General features: G+C 58.4%; 17 protein-coding genes. 13 read left to right on the top strand and 4 right to left on the bottom strand.

The genetic code is table 11. From position 1 onward, the window contains the following. Positions 1–328: 328 nt before the first annotated feature. From ABIB48_RS05605 to ABIB48_RS05595, 3 genes are read right to left on the bottom strand one after another with little or no spacing between them, the layout of a single operon-like run. Positions 329–3,634: an ATP-binding protein gene (locus ABIB48_RS05605; protein ID WP_354212373.1), complete on the bottom strand. Its 3,306-nt coding sequence runs from the start codon at positions 3,632–3,634 to the stop codon at positions 329–331. Continuing rightward, the gene (locus tag ABIB48_RS05600; protein WP_354212372.1) at positions 3,635–4,285 is read right to left on the bottom strand and encodes a DUF4194 domain-containing protein; all 651 of its coding nucleotides are present in this window, start codon (positions 4,283–4,285) and stop codon (positions 3,635–3,637) included. Positions 4,286–4,291: 6 nt separating this feature from the next. Next, positions 4,292–5,740, bottom strand: coding sequence for a DUF3375 domain-containing protein (locus ABIB48_RS05595; RefSeq protein WP_354212371.1), 1,449 nt, complete (start codon positions 5,738–5,740; stop codon positions 4,292–4,294). A 410-nt stretch (positions 5,741–6,150) separates the two neighbouring features. Here ABIB48_RS05595 and rpsF point away from each other — a divergent pair, with 410 nt between their 5' ends. The 8 genes from rpsF to ABIB48_RS05555 all read left to right on the top strand — a co-directional run bounded on the left by rpsF (position 6,151) and on the right by ABIB48_RS05555 (position 12,594). After that, positions 6,151–6,456 carry a 30S ribosomal protein S6 gene (gene rpsF / locus ABIB48_RS05590; protein ID WP_110105312.1) on the top strand — a complete coding sequence of 102 codons (306 nt, stop codon included), beginning with the start codon at positions 6,151–6,153 and terminating at the stop codon, positions 6,454–6,456. A 62-nt stretch (positions 6,457–6,518) separates the two neighbouring features. Beyond that, the gene (locus ABIB48_RS05585; RefSeq protein WP_354212370.1) at positions 6,519–7,136 is read left to right on the top strand and encodes a single-stranded DNA-binding protein; all 618 of its coding nucleotides are present in this window, start codon (positions 6,519–6,521) and stop codon (positions 7,134–7,136) included. Positions 7,137–7,228: 92 nt separating this feature from the next. Continuing rightward, the gene (gene rpsR, locus ABIB48_RS05580; protein ID WP_005273147.1) at positions 7,229–7,468 is read left to right on the top strand and encodes a 30S ribosomal protein S18; all 240 of its coding nucleotides are present in this window, start codon (positions 7,229–7,231) and stop codon (positions 7,466–7,468) included. Between the two features lie 15 nt (positions 7,469–7,483). Beyond that, a complete protein-coding gene (gene rplI / locus ABIB48_RS05575; protein ID WP_110105310.1) occupies positions 7,484–7,933 on the top strand; it encodes a 50S ribosomal protein L9 in 450 nt (149 codons plus the stop codon). A 622-nt stretch (positions 7,934–8,555) separates the two neighbouring features. Further along, entirely contained in the window at positions 8,556–9,935 is a 1,380-nt protein-coding gene (dnaB, locus tag ABIB48_RS05570; RefSeq protein ID WP_110105368.1) for a replicative DNA helicase, read from the top strand. 215 nt (positions 9,936–10,150) lie between these two features. Beyond that, positions 10,151–11,524: an MATE family efflux transporter gene (locus ABIB48_RS05565; protein ID WP_502914103.1), complete on the top strand. Its 1,374-nt coding sequence runs from the start codon at positions 10,151–10,153 to the stop codon at positions 11,522–11,524. A gap of 9 nt (positions 11,525–11,533) precedes the next feature. Next, entirely contained in the window at positions 11,534–12,142 is a 609-nt protein-coding gene (locus ABIB48_RS05560; RefSeq protein ID WP_245932077.1) for a hypothetical protein, read from the top strand. 74 nt (positions 12,143–12,216) lie between these two features. Continuing rightward, positions 12,217–12,594 carry a hypothetical protein gene (locus tag ABIB48_RS05555; RefSeq protein WP_110105309.1) on the top strand — a complete coding sequence of 126 codons (378 nt, stop codon included), beginning with the start codon at positions 12,217–12,219 and terminating at the stop codon, positions 12,592–12,594. Positions 12,595–12,611: 17 nt separating this feature from the next. Here the strand turns inward: ABIB48_RS05555 and ABIB48_RS05550 are convergent, their stop codons facing one another. Continuing rightward, positions 12,612–13,658, bottom strand: a complete 1,047-nt coding sequence (locus ABIB48_RS05550) for an N-acetylglucosamine kinase (RefSeq protein ID WP_354212369.1) — start codon at positions 13,656–13,658, stop codon at positions 12,612–12,614. A 92-nt stretch (positions 13,659–13,750) separates the two neighbouring features. Here ABIB48_RS05550 and ABIB48_RS05545 point away from each other — a divergent pair, with 92 nt between their 5' ends. From ABIB48_RS05545 to ABIB48_RS05525, 5 genes are all read left to right on the top strand, one after another. Further along, positions 13,751–14,722 (top strand): MurR/RpiR family transcriptional regulator, encoded by a 972-nt coding sequence (locus ABIB48_RS05545; protein ID WP_354212368.1) that lies wholly within the window; start codon positions 13,751–13,753, stop codon positions 14,720–14,722. Next, positions 14,715–15,479 (top strand): sugar isomerase domain-containing protein, encoded by a 765-nt coding sequence (locus tag ABIB48_RS05540; protein WP_354212367.1) that lies wholly within the window; start codon positions 14,715–14,717, stop codon positions 15,477–15,479. Before ABIB48_RS05545 ends, ABIB48_RS05540 begins: the two co-directional genes overlap by 8 nt. Positions 15,480–15,640: 161 nt before the next feature. Next, on the top strand, positions 15,641–17,059 hold the full coding sequence (ngcE, locus tag ABIB48_RS05535) for an N-acetylglucosamine/diacetylchitobiose ABC transporter substrate-binding protein (RefSeq protein WP_354212366.1): 1,419 nt from the start codon (positions 15,641–15,643) through the stop codon (positions 17,057–17,059). A 92-nt stretch (positions 17,060–17,151) separates the two neighbouring features. After that, complete coding sequence (locus ABIB48_RS05530) at positions 17,152–18,051, top strand: carbohydrate ABC transporter permease (protein WP_110105365.1); 900 nt, start codon at positions 17,152–17,154, stop codon at positions 18,049–18,051. A gap of 5 nt (positions 18,052–18,056) precedes the next feature. Next, complete coding sequence (locus ABIB48_RS05525; RefSeq protein ID WP_245932075.1) at positions 18,057–18,944, top strand: carbohydrate ABC transporter permease; 888 nt, start codon at positions 18,057–18,059, stop codon at positions 18,942–18,944. Positions 18,945–19,003 lie beyond the last annotated feature (59 nt).

Genomic DNA, 19,003 nt, shown 5'->3' with positions numbered 1-19,003 from the left:
CCACAGCGCCGATGGTACTGCATTCGTGAGGATGTGGGAGAGTAGGACACCGCCGGACAACACCAAAAAGGGTAGAGGCCCCACACCACCAGGTGAGGGGCCTCCCCACCTTTAACACCACCAACACCACCAGCCGCCCCACACCAGGGCGGCTCCACTCGTTTAACGGGCTTCCCTTGGTTCCCACCACCAGATTTGGCGGCCACCCCCTCCTTCTGGAGCCGTGGTGGAGCAGAAGTGGCGGAGGCAGAAGAAGGGCGGCAATCGTAGTGATTGCCGCCCTCCGGATGTCTTATCCCTTCAGTGTTCTGTGCCGCCTAGCTTGGCGTTAGCGCAAGATGATGTCCGTGGCCGTGGCGGGAGACTGGCCCGTGGAAACAAATCCTGAGACGTTAGCGTGCGGGTGCTTGATAATGTCCGTCACCGAGCCCAAGTGACGAGACAAATCAACCTTGTCTTCCGGGGCAGCCAGTAACAACTGGAAGCCAAACTCCTGAAGTGCGTTGATGCCGGCCCCCGCGTATTCGGAGTTGGCCTGGATGAAGGCCTCATCGATCATCACTGTCCCGTAGGTGCTATAGCCCTGAGCATCGATCCCCAACTGGTACGCCAACGCGGCACCCATGATGAAAGAGGTGAAGCGCTGACCCTCACCGCCCGAGAGTGTGCCCGGCTCGAGGCCGGTCTCAATCTCACCGTTAGGGCGGTGCTCATTGCAGCTAATGCTCACGTGTTGACGGACGTCCAATACAGTGTCTGTCCAATGAGCCAGGGCAGGATCGGCCAGCGCGTTAACCAGCAGTTCTAGCTGCTGATAGCTGGAAGCCATGGTTTCCTCCGTGGCCTGGGTGTAGGCATTACCCAGTGCTTCCTTGAGGTTTTGGCGGAAGGTGCGGGCCTCGTCCGGAATGCTGGTTTTGACTTCGAGGCGCAGGCGGCTGCCCTTTTCAAAGGGCACGTCTGCCAGAATCTGGTTCAGCGGCAGGATCCGCTCCTCAATGGAGCGACGTTCTTCCTCGAGCAGTTGTAGGAGGTCTGAAAAGCGTTCGTACGACCGGTTGTTGAAGTATTCCTTGAATTCGTCTTGGCGCTGCGGCAGTCCGTCGGAAACGATGCGGGCATACAACTCTTCGTAATGAGGTGCGGCCTCAGCGCCTGTTCCATGGCTTGCGCTCATGGACGGACCAAACTGGCGGGAAAAAGCCTTGAAGATCTCGTTCAGTGCGCCTTCGGTTCGGAACTGGCGCTCCTTAATGGTGGCGATGCGCTCACCCAGGTCCACAGCGACATGGCTCAACAGCACTTCCAGCTCGTCCAAGGTAGCGGGATCGCCGTCGCTTAGATAAGGGGCGAATGCTTCTTGCGCCCATTGCTCTGCCGTATATACAGGAGAGCCTCCAGGGCCGCCCCCGGCCAGGACGTCTTGGACGGAAGCTAGGTCCTTCTCAATACCGGAGAGATCGTGGTGCAGCACAGCCACACGGCCCACGGCAGCCTCTAGTTCAGTCTGAGCGGCGGCGAGGGAATCTCGCAGCTGAGTCAATGAAGTGCTGCCGGCAATGGTTTGTTCTAGAGTTGCCTGCAACCCCGCTAGAGATGAGGCAAGCGCGGCCGAATTCAGCTGGTCGAAGCTCCTGTCATCCTCGGCAATCCGCTTGAGAGTGGAGAGTCTGCGCGCCGAGGCGTCCTTGGCCAAGCTGCTCTGCGTGGCCGAGGCATCCGCAGCAGCCTGGGCGGCGGCGAGGATCCGCGCTTGCTCTTCCAATTCAGCAATCTTGGCCACATTGTTGAAGCCGAGCAGGTAATCAGAAGGATTGATGGTGCGGGTGTCCCGCTCAAACAGAGACGAGCTAAGCTTCAGCGTCCCAGCCCGTGACACCGCCTTCGCATGGTTGTGCAGCTGCGCATCGTCGTCCACACAGATGAAGGCAAAGTCGCCGGCGATCTTCTCGCGAAGCCAGGATCCGGCGTCGGAAGCGTGAAAATCAAGTTTCGTGACAAGATGCGCGCGCCCAGCCTTGGCCGGCTTAGCGGGGACACCGAGGTCTATCCAGCGCAGCTTGCCATGCCCGTCCAGGGAATTGATGGCGGTGGTCACGGCGGCAATATCGGCTCCGCGGACCAGCAAAGTAGTAGCCAGTGAGCGCAGCACCTTCTCCGCAGCAGGCCGCCACGCGCTGTGTTCACTGCCAATATCCACGAGTTCGCCGGCAAACGGCATATCCGCAACGTCCAAGCCGGTCGCGGCACAAATGGCGCGGCGGGCCGCAGCACTGCGTGAGTCAATATTGGAACCCCGGCGCTGATAGGCGGCAATCTCGGCGCGTAACGCAGCCTCCTGCGCCTTGACGTTTACGCTGGTCGCCACAGCCTGGTACTCGAGAGCACGCGCCGAGGCGGTCTCCTCCTGTTGACGTTCGACGCAGGCCGCTGCCTCCGCGCGGACAGCGGCAAGGCCCTGCGTGCTCCAGTCATAGACGAGTCCGGCACTGTCGAGATCATCCCGTACGGCGGCTTCAATGCGCGCGCGCTCGGCTAGCTCGCGCTTACTGGCCCGGATGTCTTTTTCCAGGCCGTCAATAGCCTGCCCGCCGCGGCTGGCATGCTGGCTGGCCAGCGCCGCTACGGTTTCACTCAAGGCGTCCTTGGCCTGGGTGGCGGATGTGATCTCGGCCTGCTTGTGCGCCCTCGCTTCCGCCAGCGCAACAGCACGGGCAGCCAGTAGTTCACCTTGGAACTGCTGACGCAAGAGCGGCAGCTGAGCGTTTTTTAGCTCGACCGTGCGGTCATGTTGGGCTGTTAGTTCACGCAGTTTTTGATGCAGCGCAGGCACAGGGGCCAGCGCATCTCGCTGTCCACGGGCGTCCTGAAGCTGCCGGTGAATACCGCTGAGATGGCTGAAGTCCTCCACCGCGGCAGCGGCTGCTGTTAGGGTTGCCGGCTTGTCCAGCACCTCGTAACGGAAGAAGCGGTTGACGCCCTTGTCCAGGCCCTTGCCGTTCTGCAAGGTGCGCAGCAGGCTGAAGGCCTTGTCATTGTGGATGCCCAGCTTGCGCCGAAATCGTTCGGCAAAGGTCTTGTGGACATCGAAGGCCTCGGCGCCGGGTAGTGCTGCGTGCAGGGACGACGGCGAAAAGCGGCGGCTGCCGTGTTTCTCCAGCGCCTCGGTGTCCAAGGGTTTGTTGTGGATCAGATAATGCTTGCCCACCTGGCCCTCAAGTCCATTAGCTGGCAGGTCAAAGAGCGCCGCAATAGTGACGTGGCGGCCCAAGCCGTCCTCGAAGACCAAGGCCGTGGCGCTCCAGGTGGCGCTGGGACGTTGGTACTCAACGCCGTTGGCTGTCTTGATCTTGCGCCCGCGCATGTAGCTGAACGTGGTGCGGCGGTCCTTGCGGTTGGAGGCGTCGTGCGCGGACTCGTTGAGGCGTGGAGCAGCATAGAAAATGTGTTGGATGCCGTCAAAGAGGGTGGACTTACCTACCCCTGGGTGGCCAGTCAGCAAGGTGCCAGCCCGGTCCACATACATGTTGTGGCGGCCGTGGAAGGTACCCCAGTTGATGATTTGGATCTGGCTTAGCCGGAACTGTCCGGGGTTGATTTCTTCGCCGATGGGCAGGGTGGTTGCAATGCTCACTTAGAAGATCTCCTGCAGGGGTTCAGCTGGCTGGTCGGACTCGAGGTCCAGAGCGTCGGTCGCGGATTGGTCCAAGGCGGCCAGATAGGCCGGAATCTGCTCGATGGAATCGAACGGCAGCGCCAGGGCAAGGGCGTTGCTGACCCGGTATTCGTGGGAGAGCTCGGTGGGCAGAATGAGTTTGAGGTTCAGCAGCCTCGCTAGCGCGGCGTCAGTCTGCTCATCCATGCGCTTGTCATCCACGGCGCCAGGCTGACGATGCTCGGCCAGAATTTCACGGGCACCATCACGGGAAATGCTCACATCCGTCCCCGAACCGGCATGCCTATCCAGCAGCACCCGCAGGCGCAGCGCCAACAACGTCTCCTCACGGCGCAGCGGCTTCCTGGCGACGATGGGTTGCGTGTGAACGGAATCAATCTCAGCCGGAGTGAGCAGCGCGATCTTACGCTCAGTATCAACACTGAGCAGCAAGAATATCTCACTCAGGTACTGCTGCAGCGAAACCGCATGCGTGAGTATGGTGGTCCACAGCGCCGGATCGGCTGTTCCGTCAATGTACGGTCCACGCAGCAGCCGGACCAGCGCCTGACGCATATCTAGCGGAAAGGAGCCGGTATCGCCGGGAAAGAGGGTGCGCTCGGTGTTCATGGTGCGTTAGTCCTTCGTGAAGGTGAACAGGGGGATGGTTGCGGTACGCGTGGTCCCGTCGATCTGCGTGAACGTCAGTGTCTCGGTGCTCTCCGCCGTGATGCTGTTGCTGGAGCCGCGTGCGGCCAGAATCAGTCCGCGAATGGTATTGATGTGCTGGAGCTCCGCCGGCAAGGACATGTAAACATCCGCCAAGGTAGCGCTGCCATTGCGTGTTTCTCTGGCATGTTCGACGGCGGCCAGCAGCTTGGGCATGTCCGGCGCCGGTGTGGAGGGGGTGCGGTGGATATCGGCGTCGCTCAAGGCCGGCGGGGCGGCCAGCTTGGGTGGCGGCACGTGATCCTCCGGATTGAAGATGCCCAGCCCGGCCAAGGTTTCGAAGTTGGGGGAGAACAGCAGTGGTGCCACCACGGGAGTGCGGGATCCTAGCGGAGCCGTGACCACCGCCAGTTCTGCGGCATGGATGGCTTTGCGGAGCAGCACTGATTCTTGGAACTCGGCCGATTGCACGTAGGCATGCAGGCTTTCGGACAAGCGGCCGTAAATGGCGTGAACTTCGCCAGCTTGCCGGCGCATCTCCCGGACCAGAGAGGCCAGGTTGTTGCGTTCCTCGGCAGTGAGCGCGTCCGTGAAGTCCCGTTCGAGCACTTCATTGACCGATTGCCGGAACCGGGCCTGCTGTACCGGGTCATTGAGGAACTCGGTGAAACCGCGGAACGTCTCGCCTTCGGCGGTCCCGCGTAGGGCCTTATCTCCCGCCAGCACTTGGCCAACGGCAACGCCTTTAGATAGGGAGGATTCCATAATTTCGGTGCGGATCGAGTGCAACATGACCTCGACGCCGTCGCGCATTCGCTTGAAATCCGCAGGGAGGCTGGCCGCCAGATCTAGCACGCTTCGTGTGGCGGCAACGGCGGAATCGTTGGAAAGCACAGCCGGGCTGGCGCCGTTCTTCAGCGCTGTGATCTCATTCTGGCGATCGAGGATTTCCGCTTCGAGGGCGGCAATGCGCGACTCCGGGTTGGGATCGCTTTGCAGCGACAGCGTCTCAATGCTGTTCAACAAGGTACTCAGACGCGAGCTGTTCAAGTTAGTGTGGCGCCCGGCCAATGTGTCGATGAAAGCCAGCACGCGCGCCGTGGCCGCCGTGGGTTCATAGTGGAACTTGCCGTCCACCATGGGACGGGCCAAGAATTGGCTCCGGACCCAGGAATCGGCGTAGTGGGATGCCTGCCAGGCCTCATTTAGGCTGAGGTTTTCTTCACGCAATTCCTTCATGAAGTCCGCCAGATCGGCGTGGAACTCCTCGAGCGGCACGCGTTGTGTGGTGGCCGTGAATTCGGCCCGCAGGAACGCCAGCGTCCACGGCGCGCCCTGGAGCAGCTTCCATGCGGGGCTCAGCCGCAGCTGTTTTTGCGCATGCCACTGCGCAACGGCGTTGTCAGTGGAGCGCATGGCAGAGCCTTTCGGCAAAAGGGGACGGGGTTAGTTCCATTTTAAGCCATGGTGTGGCCATTTCCGCCGCTTCTGGGCCCCGTCCGAGCGTGACGTTGGCGGTTCATCCTATTCATCCGTGAGAAATGGTCGTTTTGAGCCGCGAAAGCGACCATTTCTCACGGCTCGATGAAGGTGCGAGCCGGATCGGTGCGCGGTAGTGCTGAAAGCGAGCCTTGCGGCAGAGGGCACAGCGTGTGGCGAGAGTTACGCACAGGGGTGAGTGCCCGGCGTCGTACTTACGGTAGGATGGATAAGTCTGTGCTGGCACCGGACCCACTCGTTGAGTGTTCGCGCCAGGCAGCACCGCAAAAGAACCTCCTGTTACGGAAATGCCGTAACCGCCTAGACCAAAGGAGGTGGGTTCACATATGCGTCCTTACGAACTGATGGTAATCATCGACCCCGATGTTGATGAGCGTACCGTTGAGCCGTCGCTTCAGAAGTTCCTCAATGTCATCACCAACGATGGTGGAACCATCGAAAAGGTTGACATCTGGGGCCGTCGTCGCCTGGCTTACGACATCCAGAAGAAGTCTGAAGGTATCTACGCCGTGGTGAACTTCACCGCTGAGCCTGCTACCGCTCAGGAACTTGACCGCCTGCTTGGCCTCAATGAGACCATCCTGCGCACCAAGATCACCCGTCCGGAAGAGCAGAAGGTTGTTGCCGAGTAATTTCGGCAAACACCCCATAGCTTTTTCATTGTAGGAAAACACCAAGCAGGAAGCAGGAGCAGATGGCAGGCGAAACCACTATCACGGTCATTGGTAATCTCACCGGTGACCCGGAACTTCGGTTTACCCCGAGCGGTTCAGCAGTAGCGAACTTCACCATTGCGTCGACTCCGCGGACCTTTGACCGCCAGTCCAACGAGTGGAAGGACGGCGAAACGCTGTTCCTCCGCGCGTCGATCTGGCGTGAAGCGGCCGAGAACGTTGCCGAATCCCTCACAAAGGGCATGCGCGTACTTGTTTCAGGCCGGCTGAAGTCGCGGACCTACGACACCAAAGAAGGCGAAAAGCGCACCGTTATGGAGCTTGAGGTCGACGAGATCGGCCCCTCGCTGCGCTATGCCAACGCCAAGGTCAACCGCACCCAACGCTCCGGCGGACAGGGTGGGGGCAACTTCGGTGGCGGCAATGGCGCTCCCGCGGGCGGCAACTTCGGCGGCGGCAACGCTGGCGGAGGACAAGGCGGCTTCGGTGGCGGCTCTCAGGGTGGCGGCAACGCTCCTTGGGGCGGCGGCCAACAGCAGCAGCCACAAGCCGCACCGGCGGCTGATCCCTGGGCTACGCCCGGTGGAACAACCGGCGGCTGGGGCGCGGGCCCGGATAGCTCCGAGCCTCCCTTCTAGAAATATCAAGTAAATTTGTGCGGCAACCGCCGTACGCACACCATCCCGCGGATTAATATCCACGGGCTCCACGAATACTAAGGAGCTCCACGATGGCTAAGGCTGAACTCCGTAAGCCCAAACCAAAGTCCAACCCCTTGAAGGCCGCTGACGTCACAGTCATCGACTACAAGGACGTAGCATTGCTGCGCAAATTCATTTCTGATCGCGGAAAGATCCGTGCGCGCCGCGTCACGGGTGTCACCGTCCAGGAGCAGCGCAAGATCGCACAGGCAATTAAGAACGCCCGCGAAGTTGCACTGCTGCCCTACTCCGGCGCTGGCCGCGGTTAAGGGAGATAACTAAACATGGCAAAGCTCATTTTGACTCACGAAGTAAGCGGCCTCGGTGCCGCTGGCGACATCGTTGAGGTAAAGAACGGTTACGCACGTAACTTCCTTTTGCCCCGCGGCTTCGCACTGACCTGGTCCAAGGGCGGTGAGAAGCAAGTGGAGACCATCAAGGCTGCACGTGCTGCTCACGCGCACGCGACCATTGAAGCCGCACAGGCGCAGGCAGCTGCCCTGACGGCTACGGTAGTTGTACTCAAGGTAAAGGCAGGCGCCTCAGGCCGCCTGTTCGGCACCGTCAAGGCTGCCGACGTTGCACAGGCTGTTGCCGCTGCAGGTCTGGGAACCATTGACAAGCGCAAGGTTGAACTGCCCGCCCACATCAAGTCGGTTGGCAAGCACACTGCAACTCTTCGTCTCCACGACGATGTTTCAGCTACGCTCACCTTGAACGTTGTAGCAAGCTAGTCTCGCTGCACTGCTTCATCGCTTCAAAAACCCGGTCCCCTTGTGGGGGGCCGGGTTTTTGGGTTAACGCCCCGTTTGGTGAAAATACGACGGCGGGTCACTCACCTTCCCTTCCCCGAAGCGTACGTGAAATGGTATTCACCGAAAGCAATGCGGCAGTGCCGGCACATACCTGAGTGCGCATAGGAGCCGAAGGCAGGCCTGAACTGTGCGGGTATCCACAGAGCGACATATCTCTGTGGATATCCCCTGACGGGTGATTTCGATAACTGAGCGCCGAGGCTACCTCGCGATAGCGAAGAAGGTCACTAAAAATGTCCTAATCCACAGGCAGTGGATAGTGTTTTACCTTGTCAGCGTGTGTTTCTATGCAGTTTGGCGGAGTTATCCACATGGTTGTCCCCATCCTGTGCACAAGCAATGGCAGTTAATGCACCGGTTATCCACAGGAGGGGTGGACAATGGGGTTGGTAGATGTTCTTAGAGCGTCTAACGTTGCAAAGAACGCCTCCTCTTTTGACAACTTTGTCGGTATCAGCTGGTAAGCAGGAGCAGTAGCACGCAATGTGTCACCGCTAGGTGATGAAAGGCCCGGCCAGCAGGGCAGAAAGTGGGCACCAACATGTCAGCTCCAGCCATGGACAAAAGGGATACTTCCCGCGAGCCGGACTTCGCCAGAACCCCGCCGCAGGATCTAGTGGCCGAACAAAGCGTCCTAGGTGGCATGATGCTTTCCAAGGATGCCATTGCAGATGTTGTTGAGGTTCTGCGTGGCAACGACTTTTACCGACCGTCGCACGAGAGCATCTATGAAGCAATCCTGGACCTCTACGGCCGTGGTGAGCCTGCTGATGCCATCACGATCGCCGATGAGCTAACCAAACGCGGTGAGATCACCAAAGCCGGAGGTGCCGCATACCTGCACCAGTTGATCCAGTCTGTGCCAACAGCTGCCAATGCCGGGTTCTATGCTGAGATTGTTGCCGAGCGTGCAGTGCTGCGCCGGCTTGTCACCGCCGGCACCAAAATTGTCCAGATGGGCTATGCCCAGGACGGTGAAGTAGAAGACACCGTCAACGCGGCACAGGCAGAAATATTTGCTGTCGCTGAACGCCGCACCACAGAGGACTATGTGCTCCTCAAGGACGTCATGGAATCCACGGTGGATGAAATTGAGGCCTCAGGACACAAAGGCCAAGGGATGACAGGCGTTCCCACCGGCTTCTATGAATTTGATGAATTAACCAATGGTCTGCACCCCGGCCAGATGATTGTCATTGCTGCCCGTCCAGCCGTTGGCAAGAGTACCTTCGCACTGGACTGGGCGCGTTCGGCCGCCATTGATCACAATATGGCCACCGTTGTCTTCTCCCTGGAAATGGGGCGCAATGAAATTGCTATGCGGCTCCTATCTGCCGAGGCAACCATCAGCCTGCAGGATCTACGCAAGGGAACCGTCAAGGACGATCAATGGTCTAAAATTGCCACCACCATGGGCAAAATGAACGAGGCCCCGCTATTCATTGATGACTCGCCCAATATGTCACTGATGGAAATTCGGGCCAAATGCCGCCGGTTGAAACAACAGCATGATCTAAAGCTGGTGATTCTTGACTACCTGCAGCTAATGTCTTCGGGTAAAAGGGTGGAATCTCGCCAGCAGGAAGTCTCAGAGTTCTCACGTGCGTTGAAGCTGCTCGCCAAAGAACTGCAAGTTCCCGTAGTGGCGTTGTCACAGCTGAACCGTGGCTCTGAGCAGCGAACCGATAAAAAACCCATGGTTTCAGACCTCCGTGAATCCGGCTCCATCGAGCAGGATGCCGACATGGTCATCCTGTTGCACCGTGAGGATATTTACGACAAGGAATCGGCGCGCGCCGGAGAAGCAGACGTGATCGTGGCCAAGCACCGAAATGGTCCCACCAAGACCATTGTGTTGGGTTTCCAGGGCCACTATTCCCGCTTCGCCAACATGGCCAGCGAAAGTGGCGGCGGCTACTGACCGCCTTCGGGAAACACGCGTTGTAAGAGAAGCTTCCTAAGAGAAGCCCAGCCGCCTTCCTGAAAACGGCCCAGCCGCTGACGGCGGTGCTACCCGCGGCGGCTGGGAGGTGGCTGGCTCTTTCTGCATACCCCTGAGCTCCTGGCCCAGGACGCTCCTTTGTCCAGGCGGCTCCTCTGCCCAGGTGGCTTCTGCTTCACGGCTACTGTTAAACCATGCCCGAATCAGTCATGCGTTCCGACGCCTCCAAGGCCACCCGCCGCACAACTGCCAGAGCAATTCGTGGGCTCGCCATACCCGCATTTGGGGCACTTGTTGCTGAACCGCTTTTTCTGCTGGCGGATTCCGCCATTGTGGGTCATTTGGGTGTTCCGCAACTGGCGGGGGTGGGGCTGGCTGCCGCAGTTTTACAAACTGTGGTGGGGCTTATGGTTTTTCTGGCCTATTCCACAACGCCCGCCGTTGCACGTCTTCTGGGGGCTGGCAGGCATCGCGAAGCCCTCGCAGTGGGGCGTGATGGGCTGTGGCTGGCTGTGCTGCTCGGGATTGTACTTTCCGTGCTGGGTATATTTTTCGGCGGCTGGCTGCTCACTGCCATGGGTGCTCAAGGCGAAGTCTTAGAGTACGCCCGGCAATACTTCATGATCAGTTTGGCGGGTATCCCGGCCATGCTTCTGGTCATGGCCGCCATGGGTGTTCTGCGCGGACTTCAGGACACCAAGACACCGCTGATTGTGGCTACCATAGGTTTTGCCGTAAATATTGTCATGAACTTTTCTCTGGTCTACGGCTTTAACCTCTCGGTGGGAGGAGCCGCTGCTGGCACCGTCATTGCCCAGTGGGGCATGGCCGCGGTTTACCTCGTTATTGTGGCCCGTGCAGCGCGGCGCTATGAGGTGGGGTTGCGTCCCGATTGGAGCGGCGTCAAAGCAGTCTCTAAAGTGGGCAGCTGGCTCATGCTCCGCACCCTGTCCTTGCGTGCCGCCATTGTTTTGACCGTGGTGGTGGTGACAGCACAGGGGCCAACCAATCTTGCCGCCCATCAGCTGGCCATGACGCTCTTTAGTTTCTTGGCATTCGCACTGGATGCCCTGGCCATTGCCGCTCAGGCCCTGGTTGGCAAGGAACTAGGAGCTGGCAACGTGGCTTCCGTGCGGCTGCTCACAAAGACCATGACCCGGTGGGGGCTGGGGTTTGGTGTTGTGACGGGTGTTGGAATTGCGGCTATTTCAGGGGTGGTGGGCTGGCTCTTCACAACAGATCCTGGCGTCCATGCAGCGTTGACTGTGGCTCTACTGGTTATGGCGGTAGGGCAGCCCCTGGCCGGTTACGTGTTTGTTCTTGATGGCGTTCTGATAGGTGCAGGAGATGCCCGCTACCTGGCCTTAGCCGGGCTGGCTAATCTGGTCATCTACCTGCCGTTGCTTTACTGGGTTGGACAGGCGGGCCTTGGAGATACCATTCCGGGCATGCTTTGGGTCTGGGTGGCATTCAGTGTGGGCTATATGGGAGCCAGAGGATTGACGCTGGGCTTGCGCGCGCGAACGGGGCGATGGATGCAGATCGGTGTTCCGGCTCGCCGCGGCTAGACTTAGTGGGTGAGTGATACAGCCCTTCCCCAATCTGCTAACGCCAAACTCTTGACGCCTGGAGCGCCACTGCTGTGGCGACCGGTGTTGTTGCGAGCCCTAGTCGCCTTGGCTTTTGGCCTCACCACCGTCTTCTGGGCCGAACCCGGCCCGCTGGGCATGTGCCTTGCCCTAGCGGTTTACTTCTTGGCCTCTGCTGCGGGGCAGTACTGGATTGTGCGCACCATGGCGCTGCCGCGCCGAGACTCCCGCAGAGTTATGCTCCAAGGTGCCGCAGGGATCCTTGCAGTAGGTGGCGTGATGGTGGCGATTTCAGCTAGTTCGGTGGTTGCCGCGTGGCTGGGTGGTGTGGCACTGGCCGTGCTGGGTGCGGCTGAACTATTCGCAGCGATACGGAAGCCGGCGGGAAACTCAGGGGAGAAGCTTGCTCTTGCCAGTGACTGGCGGATCTCAGGAGTATTGGCGATGGGCACCGGTATCCTGCTGCCGTTCTTTGCGGCAGCCGGGCCCCATGCCATGCTCGGTGTGGCCGGCGGTGGGGCGCTGATGACAGGCGCTCTTTGGGCGTTATCAGCCTTGACGCTACGCCATGACGGCGGCACCGCAAAAGCCCAGTAAACTGGTAGTAGATTTTTCTACTTTGCGTAGAAACGCGTGGTGCGCGACACACCAATCAAAGCAAAGGATCAATTGTGGGCACTGAAGAGCCGGCGAACCCCAAATCAGCCAATTCCATAAAGCTCCCGTTGAGTTTCTCGGCTGCTTTGGCAGCAGTGGCTGGTCTATTCACGTTGGTGTTTGCCTCCGGTGGTACACAGTACGGTCTGCGGTGGGACCTTGCTGGCATTGCTTGCGGCATTGCCTTCGTTGCGTCATTGCTGGTTTCTTCGCTCCTGGTGATGGGACACAAGGAAAATGACGCCTACCTCAGCGAGGGCTCCGGCGTATACCGAAAATCCTCCGACCGTTTGGCCCCGAACCCAGAACAGGCCGGCCAGGCTTCCGCAGCGCAAGCAGGGGAGCCTGCAGAAAAGCCCGATGAAGAAGCCCAGGACGGCCCCAGCAAGTAGGTAAAGCCCCTTCGGCGCTACCCGCGCAGGGCTGCGAGGCTATCTTGGATTCTGGTAAAAACTACCGCATCCACCTCAATACCGTTGCGCTTGAGGACCAGTACTGCTGAGCCCACCACTCCGTCTTCGACCATAGAAGCACTTGCAGCCGTCCCCGGCTGGGCCGCGGCCAGTTGCTTGAGCACCTCTGCCGCAACCGTCCTTCCCTTTGTTAGGACACTGCCACCAAATACCAGCGGCTGGGCGCATACCTCTCCGGGAGTCCGGGCAATGCCTCCGGCGTCAGTTGACGCCGGGCCAGTTGCTGAGGCGCTACTGGCAACAGCTAGAAGTGTTTTGGCCAAATGGCTGGCAGCGCGGTGCGCGATATCCCCAGCGACGGCGTCTTGCGGCAGCGCAAAGACTAGCGGGGCAAAGCGGGAAAGCTCAATAGGGCTCAGTTCGTATGTTTTGACGATCAGTTGCTGTTGAGCCCGCAATCTGCCCTGAGAGCGCTGTGCAACATTGAGCTCGATGCCCAGTTCGGTCAACACTAACCCTGTCAGTGCCGTCCGTGGGCCTCTGCCGTCTAACTCGGCGGCCACCGCCCGGGCCACCTCCCGGCCCAGCCAGAAACCCGAGCCGTTATCACCGAGTAACCACCCCGTGCCGTCAGCCACGGCCACCAGCTTCGCACCCTCGATTCGGGCACTAACCGCTCCGGTACCGGCTATCAAGGCGCAGCCATCGTCCTGATAAGTTCCTGAGTAAAAAGCGCCCAATAAATCAGATTCAATCATCACGCTTCCGCATAGGCCCAGTTCAACGAAGCGTTCATGGAACAAATTCATTGGCGGTTCCATGGAAGCTCCAGCCATGGCCAGGAGTACCCCGGAGATGTTTGCAGGAGCACCTCCAAGGGCCTGCATGGAGGCTTGGCTCAGCGACTCCAAAGCGGCCGTAATTCCGCGAGAAACCGGGTTTCCGCCCCCTGCTGTTCCATACCCCAGACAGTGACCGGAGGAGTTCAAAAGAACGGCGCGTGTAGACGTGCCGCCGGCGTCAATCGCTAGGTATTTACGCATCGTTACCATTCTGTGTCTGAGTGTGACTTGACTTACATCAATAGTGATAATAGTTTTCATTATGTACCCACTTAAAAGAAATGGATTTTCATATGTCAGCCTCCACGACTCCTGCAGTAGCAGTTTCGGCTGCCGGTGTCGTGAACCGCATTCAGGCCAAGCTACCTGACATGCCTGCGGCAATGGCGAAAATTGGTTCCTTCCTCTTGGAGCACCCGCAGGCACCCTTGGAGTTCTCCATCATGGAACTTGCGGAACAAACTAAAACGTCCCCGGCCACGGTGACCCGGTTCTGCCGTCTGTTAGGTTACGCCGGATATGTCCCGTTCCGGGTCAGTATTGCTTCTGACCTTGGTCGCAGCGATGCCCGTGAATCGTGGAAGGCTGACATTGGGCGTGCGTTTGGTCCCGATGACTCCCCCCGAGATGTACTCAGCACGCTAGTGAACGCGCACACGCGCTCACTAGAAGAGACCGCTGCTGTCATGGACCTGGCGTTGATGAACAAAATTGCCCGCCGTATTGCCATGAGTTCCCACGTTGATATTTATGGCATTGGCGGCAGTGCCGTGATGGCTAAGGAACTGCAGTCACGGCTATACCGCATTGGCATCAACGCCCATCATTGGTCGGAGGTCCACGCGGGCCTGACCAGCGCAGCCATTCAGGATTCAAATTCCGTGGCCATTGGAATCTCAAACACCGGCCGCACCGAAGAAACACTGCAGATGCTCCGTGAAGCGGGCGAGGCCGGTGCGCTGACCATCGCGCTGAGCAACAATCCGGGTTCGCCTCTAGCTGAGAGTGCAGATGAGGCCATTATTACCTCGGTACACGAGCAGTTCTTGCAGCCAGATGATCTCTCTGCCAAGCACGTCCAATTACTTGTTCTGGACTTGATTTACTTGCTGGTGGCCCAAGTGAACTTTACCCAAACCACGTCAAAATTGGCAGCCTCTGCCATGGCTGTCTCTCCGCATAGGCGCCCTACCCGGGCAGCCCGGATCGAGTTGAGTGCCCATAGGAGCCTGCGCAACGCCGGGAAGGGTGAAGCTCATGTCTAATTCCATTACGAGTTTCAGCTTTGAAGTTTCCTCTCGCCTTGACGCCATTACTGAATGGGCGCTGGCTGGCGGAGCTGCACAAGCCGCTGGCGCCATGGCGGAGGCATTGAGTAACGGCGGGGTCATCCAGGCATTTGGTACCGGCCACTCCGAGGCGTTTGCCATGGAAATTGCCGGCCGGGCCGGAGGGTTGATCCCCACGAGCAAGATTGCGCTGCGCGATCTGGTTCTCCACGGAGACCGTGACGTGTCTGAGCTGGACTCGCTGGAGGGCTCCGTCTTGGAGCGCGATACCGGGGCAGCGGAGGAGCTTTTTGAGCTGTCCCTGATCGATCCCCGGGATATATTCCTAATCGCTTCCAACTCCGGAGTTAACGGCTCCATTGTTGGGTTGGCCCTTGAGGCCAAGGAACGCGGACACACTGTGATCGCCGTCACCAGCCTTGAGCACACAAGCGCCGTCGAAACAAAGCATCCTTCGGGAATGCGTCTGAGTGAAATTGCAGACATTGTTATTGACAATCAGGCGCCTTATGGGGATACCACCCTTGAAGTTTCCGGCGGAGGAGGTGTTGGTGCGGTCTCATCGATCACAGCTGCATATATTGCGCAGCTGCTCACCATTGAGACTGTCCAGTGCCTGGTCCGTGCGGGGAAGCAACCGCCCATTTATATTTCAGCAAATATACCGGGCGGCGACGAACACAACACAGCACTGGTGGGCCAGTATGTTGGCCGGCTCAGGCGGGAGGCGTGATTCCAACGGCACTGGAGAAGAAGATCGCTACAGCGCCTGAAGTCAGCCGAATGAATTGCAGTGAAATGCAGTGAACGTACGAACTAGTACAGGGCAGTAGAAGGCAGTACAAAGCAGTACCGAATTAGCGCTCGTACCATCAATGGAAGGCAGTAAATAGAATGAGTATTCAGAACAAGCCGCTGCAGCGTCGTGGATTCCTCCGCGGCGCCCTGGCCACCGCCGTGCTTTTGCCCTTGGGCGGAGCGCTTGCTTCCTGTGCAGGCGGCAACAACGCAGCGGAGACCTCTGCTGCCCCCGGTGGCGACGTTGACCCCACAAAGAACCCGTTCGGCGTAGCCGCAACCGGCAAGCTTGACGCTGTCATCTTCAACGGTGGCTACGGCATTGACTACGTTGAGTTCGCTGGCGCCATCGTCAAGAAGAACTTCCCCGAGCTGGAAGTCGGCATCAAACCTTCCACGGACATTGCTCAGGAGCTACAGCCCCGCTTTGTTGGTGGCAACCCGCCTGATCTGATCGATAACTCCGGTGCAAAGTCCATCGGTTTCAGCACCATCTTGGATCAGCTCGAAGACCTGCAGAGTGTTGTTGACGCCAACAACCTCGAAGGCACCAAGATCGCCGATACGCTCTTCGATGGCGTGCTGGCTCCGGGTACCTTTGACGGCAAACTTGCCGCCATCAACTACGTGCTCACCGTATACGCGTGGTGGTACTCCGCCAGCCTGTTCAAGGACAATGGCTGGACCGTTCCCACCACCTGGGACGAAGCCTACGACCTAGGCCTTAAGGCCAAGGAAAAGGGCAAGTTCCTCTTCGTCTTCGGTAAAGAAGCCGCAACGTACTACCAGACTATGGCAATTGAATCCGCCATCAAGGAAGGTGGCGATGAAGTTCGCCTATCCCTTGAAAACCTGAAGCCCGACTGCTGGTCAATGCCGGCTGTGCAGAGCGTTTTCACCGCCATGGAGAAGATTGTCAAGGCTGGCATGTTCAAGCCCGGTGGCGCAGGAACTGTCTTCACCGCAGCTCAGGCTCAGTGGTCCAACGGCCAGGAAGCTCTCCTGTACCCGTCCGGTTCCTGGATTGAGAACGAGATGAAGGACCAGACCAAGGCGGGCTTCGAAATGACGGGCGCACCGGTTCCCGTTGTCTCCGCCAGTCCGAAGATCGCCCAGACGGGTGTTCGCTCCGCAGGTGGCGAGCCCTTCATGATTCCCACCAAGGGTGCAAACGTTGCAGCAGGCAAGGAATTGCTGCGCACCATGCTCTCCAAGGAAGCAGCTACCAACTTCGCCAAGGAGAAGCTGGCACCGACCGTTGTCAAGGGCACCGTCCCCGCCGACGGCTTCGGCTCCACCGCGCTGGTCTCACAGACCACCATGTTGGAGAAGGCTGGTAAGGACATCTTCACCTGGAACTTCGTTGACACCTATGGCATGAACGGTGACCAGCTTGTTCCGTGGAACTCCTTCCTTGACGGCAAGCTCGATGTTGCAGGTCTGACCAAGGCCCTGCAGGAGATCACCGATAAGGTTGCCAAAGACGATTCGGTCAAGAAGATTGAAGTGAAGTGACTCAAGTAACAAACGAAGTGAAGTCGGGCGGTGGCGTTGTCGCCACCGCCCGGCGGCGCCGGAAAAAACTGACATTCGATAAGGTCAGCTTCATGGCAGTCTTCTTAGGGCTGCCGTTGGTGATCTATCTGGTCTTTGTGATTTCGCCTTTTGTTCAGGCGATTTACTACTCAATGACCAGCTGGAGCGGCTTCGACAACAATATGCCGTTCGTAGGCTTGGGTAACTATGTCAAGCTGTTCAATGATGACGTCTTTATGATTTCGGTGCGCAACAGTGTCACCCTAGCAATTTTCTTGCCTGTCATCACAGTTATTCTTTCCCTGATTCTTGCCACCCTGGTCACCATTGGTGGAAGCAGCCGCGGGCAAATCAAGGGCCTGCGAGGCGCAGGTTTTTACCGCGTGGTCTCCTTCTTCCCCTACGTAATTCCGGCCGTTGTCATCGGCATTATCTGGTCCCAGATTTTCAATCCCTCTAACGGTTTGCTCAACGGTATTCTCACGGGTATTGGCATTGACAGTGCTCAGGACTTTGCCTGGCTAGGTGATTCCCGAACCGCCATGATCGCATCGATGGTTGTCATTGTGTGGGGCTTTGTGGGCTTCTACATGATCCTTTTCATCGCAGCCATTAAGGGAATTCCTGCCGAGACGTTCGAGGCAGCTCGCATTGATGGCGCTGGACGCTTCCGTACGGCAGTAAACATTACGATTCCTTTGATTCGTGACAACATCCAGACTGCCTATGTCTACATGGGCATCTTGGCCCTGGACGCGTTTGTGTATATGTCAGTGTTGAACTCCACAGGTGGTCCAGGAAACTCAACCTTGGTCATGTCGCAGAAGCTCTTCAGCACGGCATTCACCAAGGGTCAGTTCGGTCTGGCCTGCGCCATGGGTGTGGTTCTGGCAGCAATAACCCTGATCTTCTCGGCGCTGGTATTCCTAGTAAACCGGCTCACCGGCGGCACTGAGGATGTGTCTGAATGATGTCCATGAAACTTTCAAAGAAGCCGGCTGCTGCCGGACACGTAGAGCGCAAGGCTCAAGATACCAAGGGAGATAAGGTTGTTGCTGGTGTCTCGCACACCATGCTCGCCCTGTGGTCACTTTTGGTGCTGGTCCCACTGGGCTGGACGCTGTTGTCTTCCTTCAAGACGACCTCGGAAATCTTCGCCTCACCCTTCTCGCTTCCCGCAGTGTGGAAGTTTGAGAACTACATTAACGCCTGGAACACCGCAGGCATCGGTACGTACTTCTTCAACACCGTTATTGTGGTGGGCTTTGCGCTGGTCATTGTGATGGCTCTGGGTGCCATGTGTGCCTACGTGCTGGCACGTTACGTATTCCCCGGTTCGCGTGCCGTCTACTACCTGATGCTAGCCGGTTTGACATTCCCCATCTTCTTGGCCATTGTGCCGTTGTTCTTCATCCTGCAAAACCTGGGGCTTTTGAACACGTTGCCAGGATTGATCATTGTGTACGTGGCGTTCGCTCTGCCATTCACCGTCTTTTTCCTTTTCTCATTCTTCAAGGCGCTCCCGCATGAAATTGCTGAAGCGGCTCAGATTGACGGTGCCGGTGAATGGCGGACCTTCTTCCAGGTCATGCTCCCGATGGCCAAACCGGGCATGGCCTCCGTGGCCATCTTTAACTTCCTTGGCCTATGGAACCAGTACCTGATCCCTGTCGCCATTAACACCAAGGCCGAGAATTACGTGCTCTCGCAGGGTATTGCGCGGTATGCAGGCCAAATGGGCTACTCGGTTGACTTCGGTGCATTGTTCGCCGCCGCCATCATCGTAATTGTCCCGGTTCTCATCATGTACGTGCTGTTCCAACGCCAGCTCCAGGGCTCGGTGTCTGCAGGAACCATGAAGTAATAGCTCTTCCTGTCCAGGAAACTACCGAAGGCCCACATTGGATGTTGATGTGGGCCTTC

Origin of the sequence: Arthrobacter sp. UYCu511, assembly GCF_040547105.1 — a bacterium.
GTDB lineage: Bacteria > Actinomycetota > Actinomycetes > Actinomycetales > Micrococcaceae > Specibacter > Specibacter psychrochitiniphilus.
Note: the sequence above shows the minus strand (reverse complement) of the source record. Positions and strands in the feature narration are given on the sequence as shown.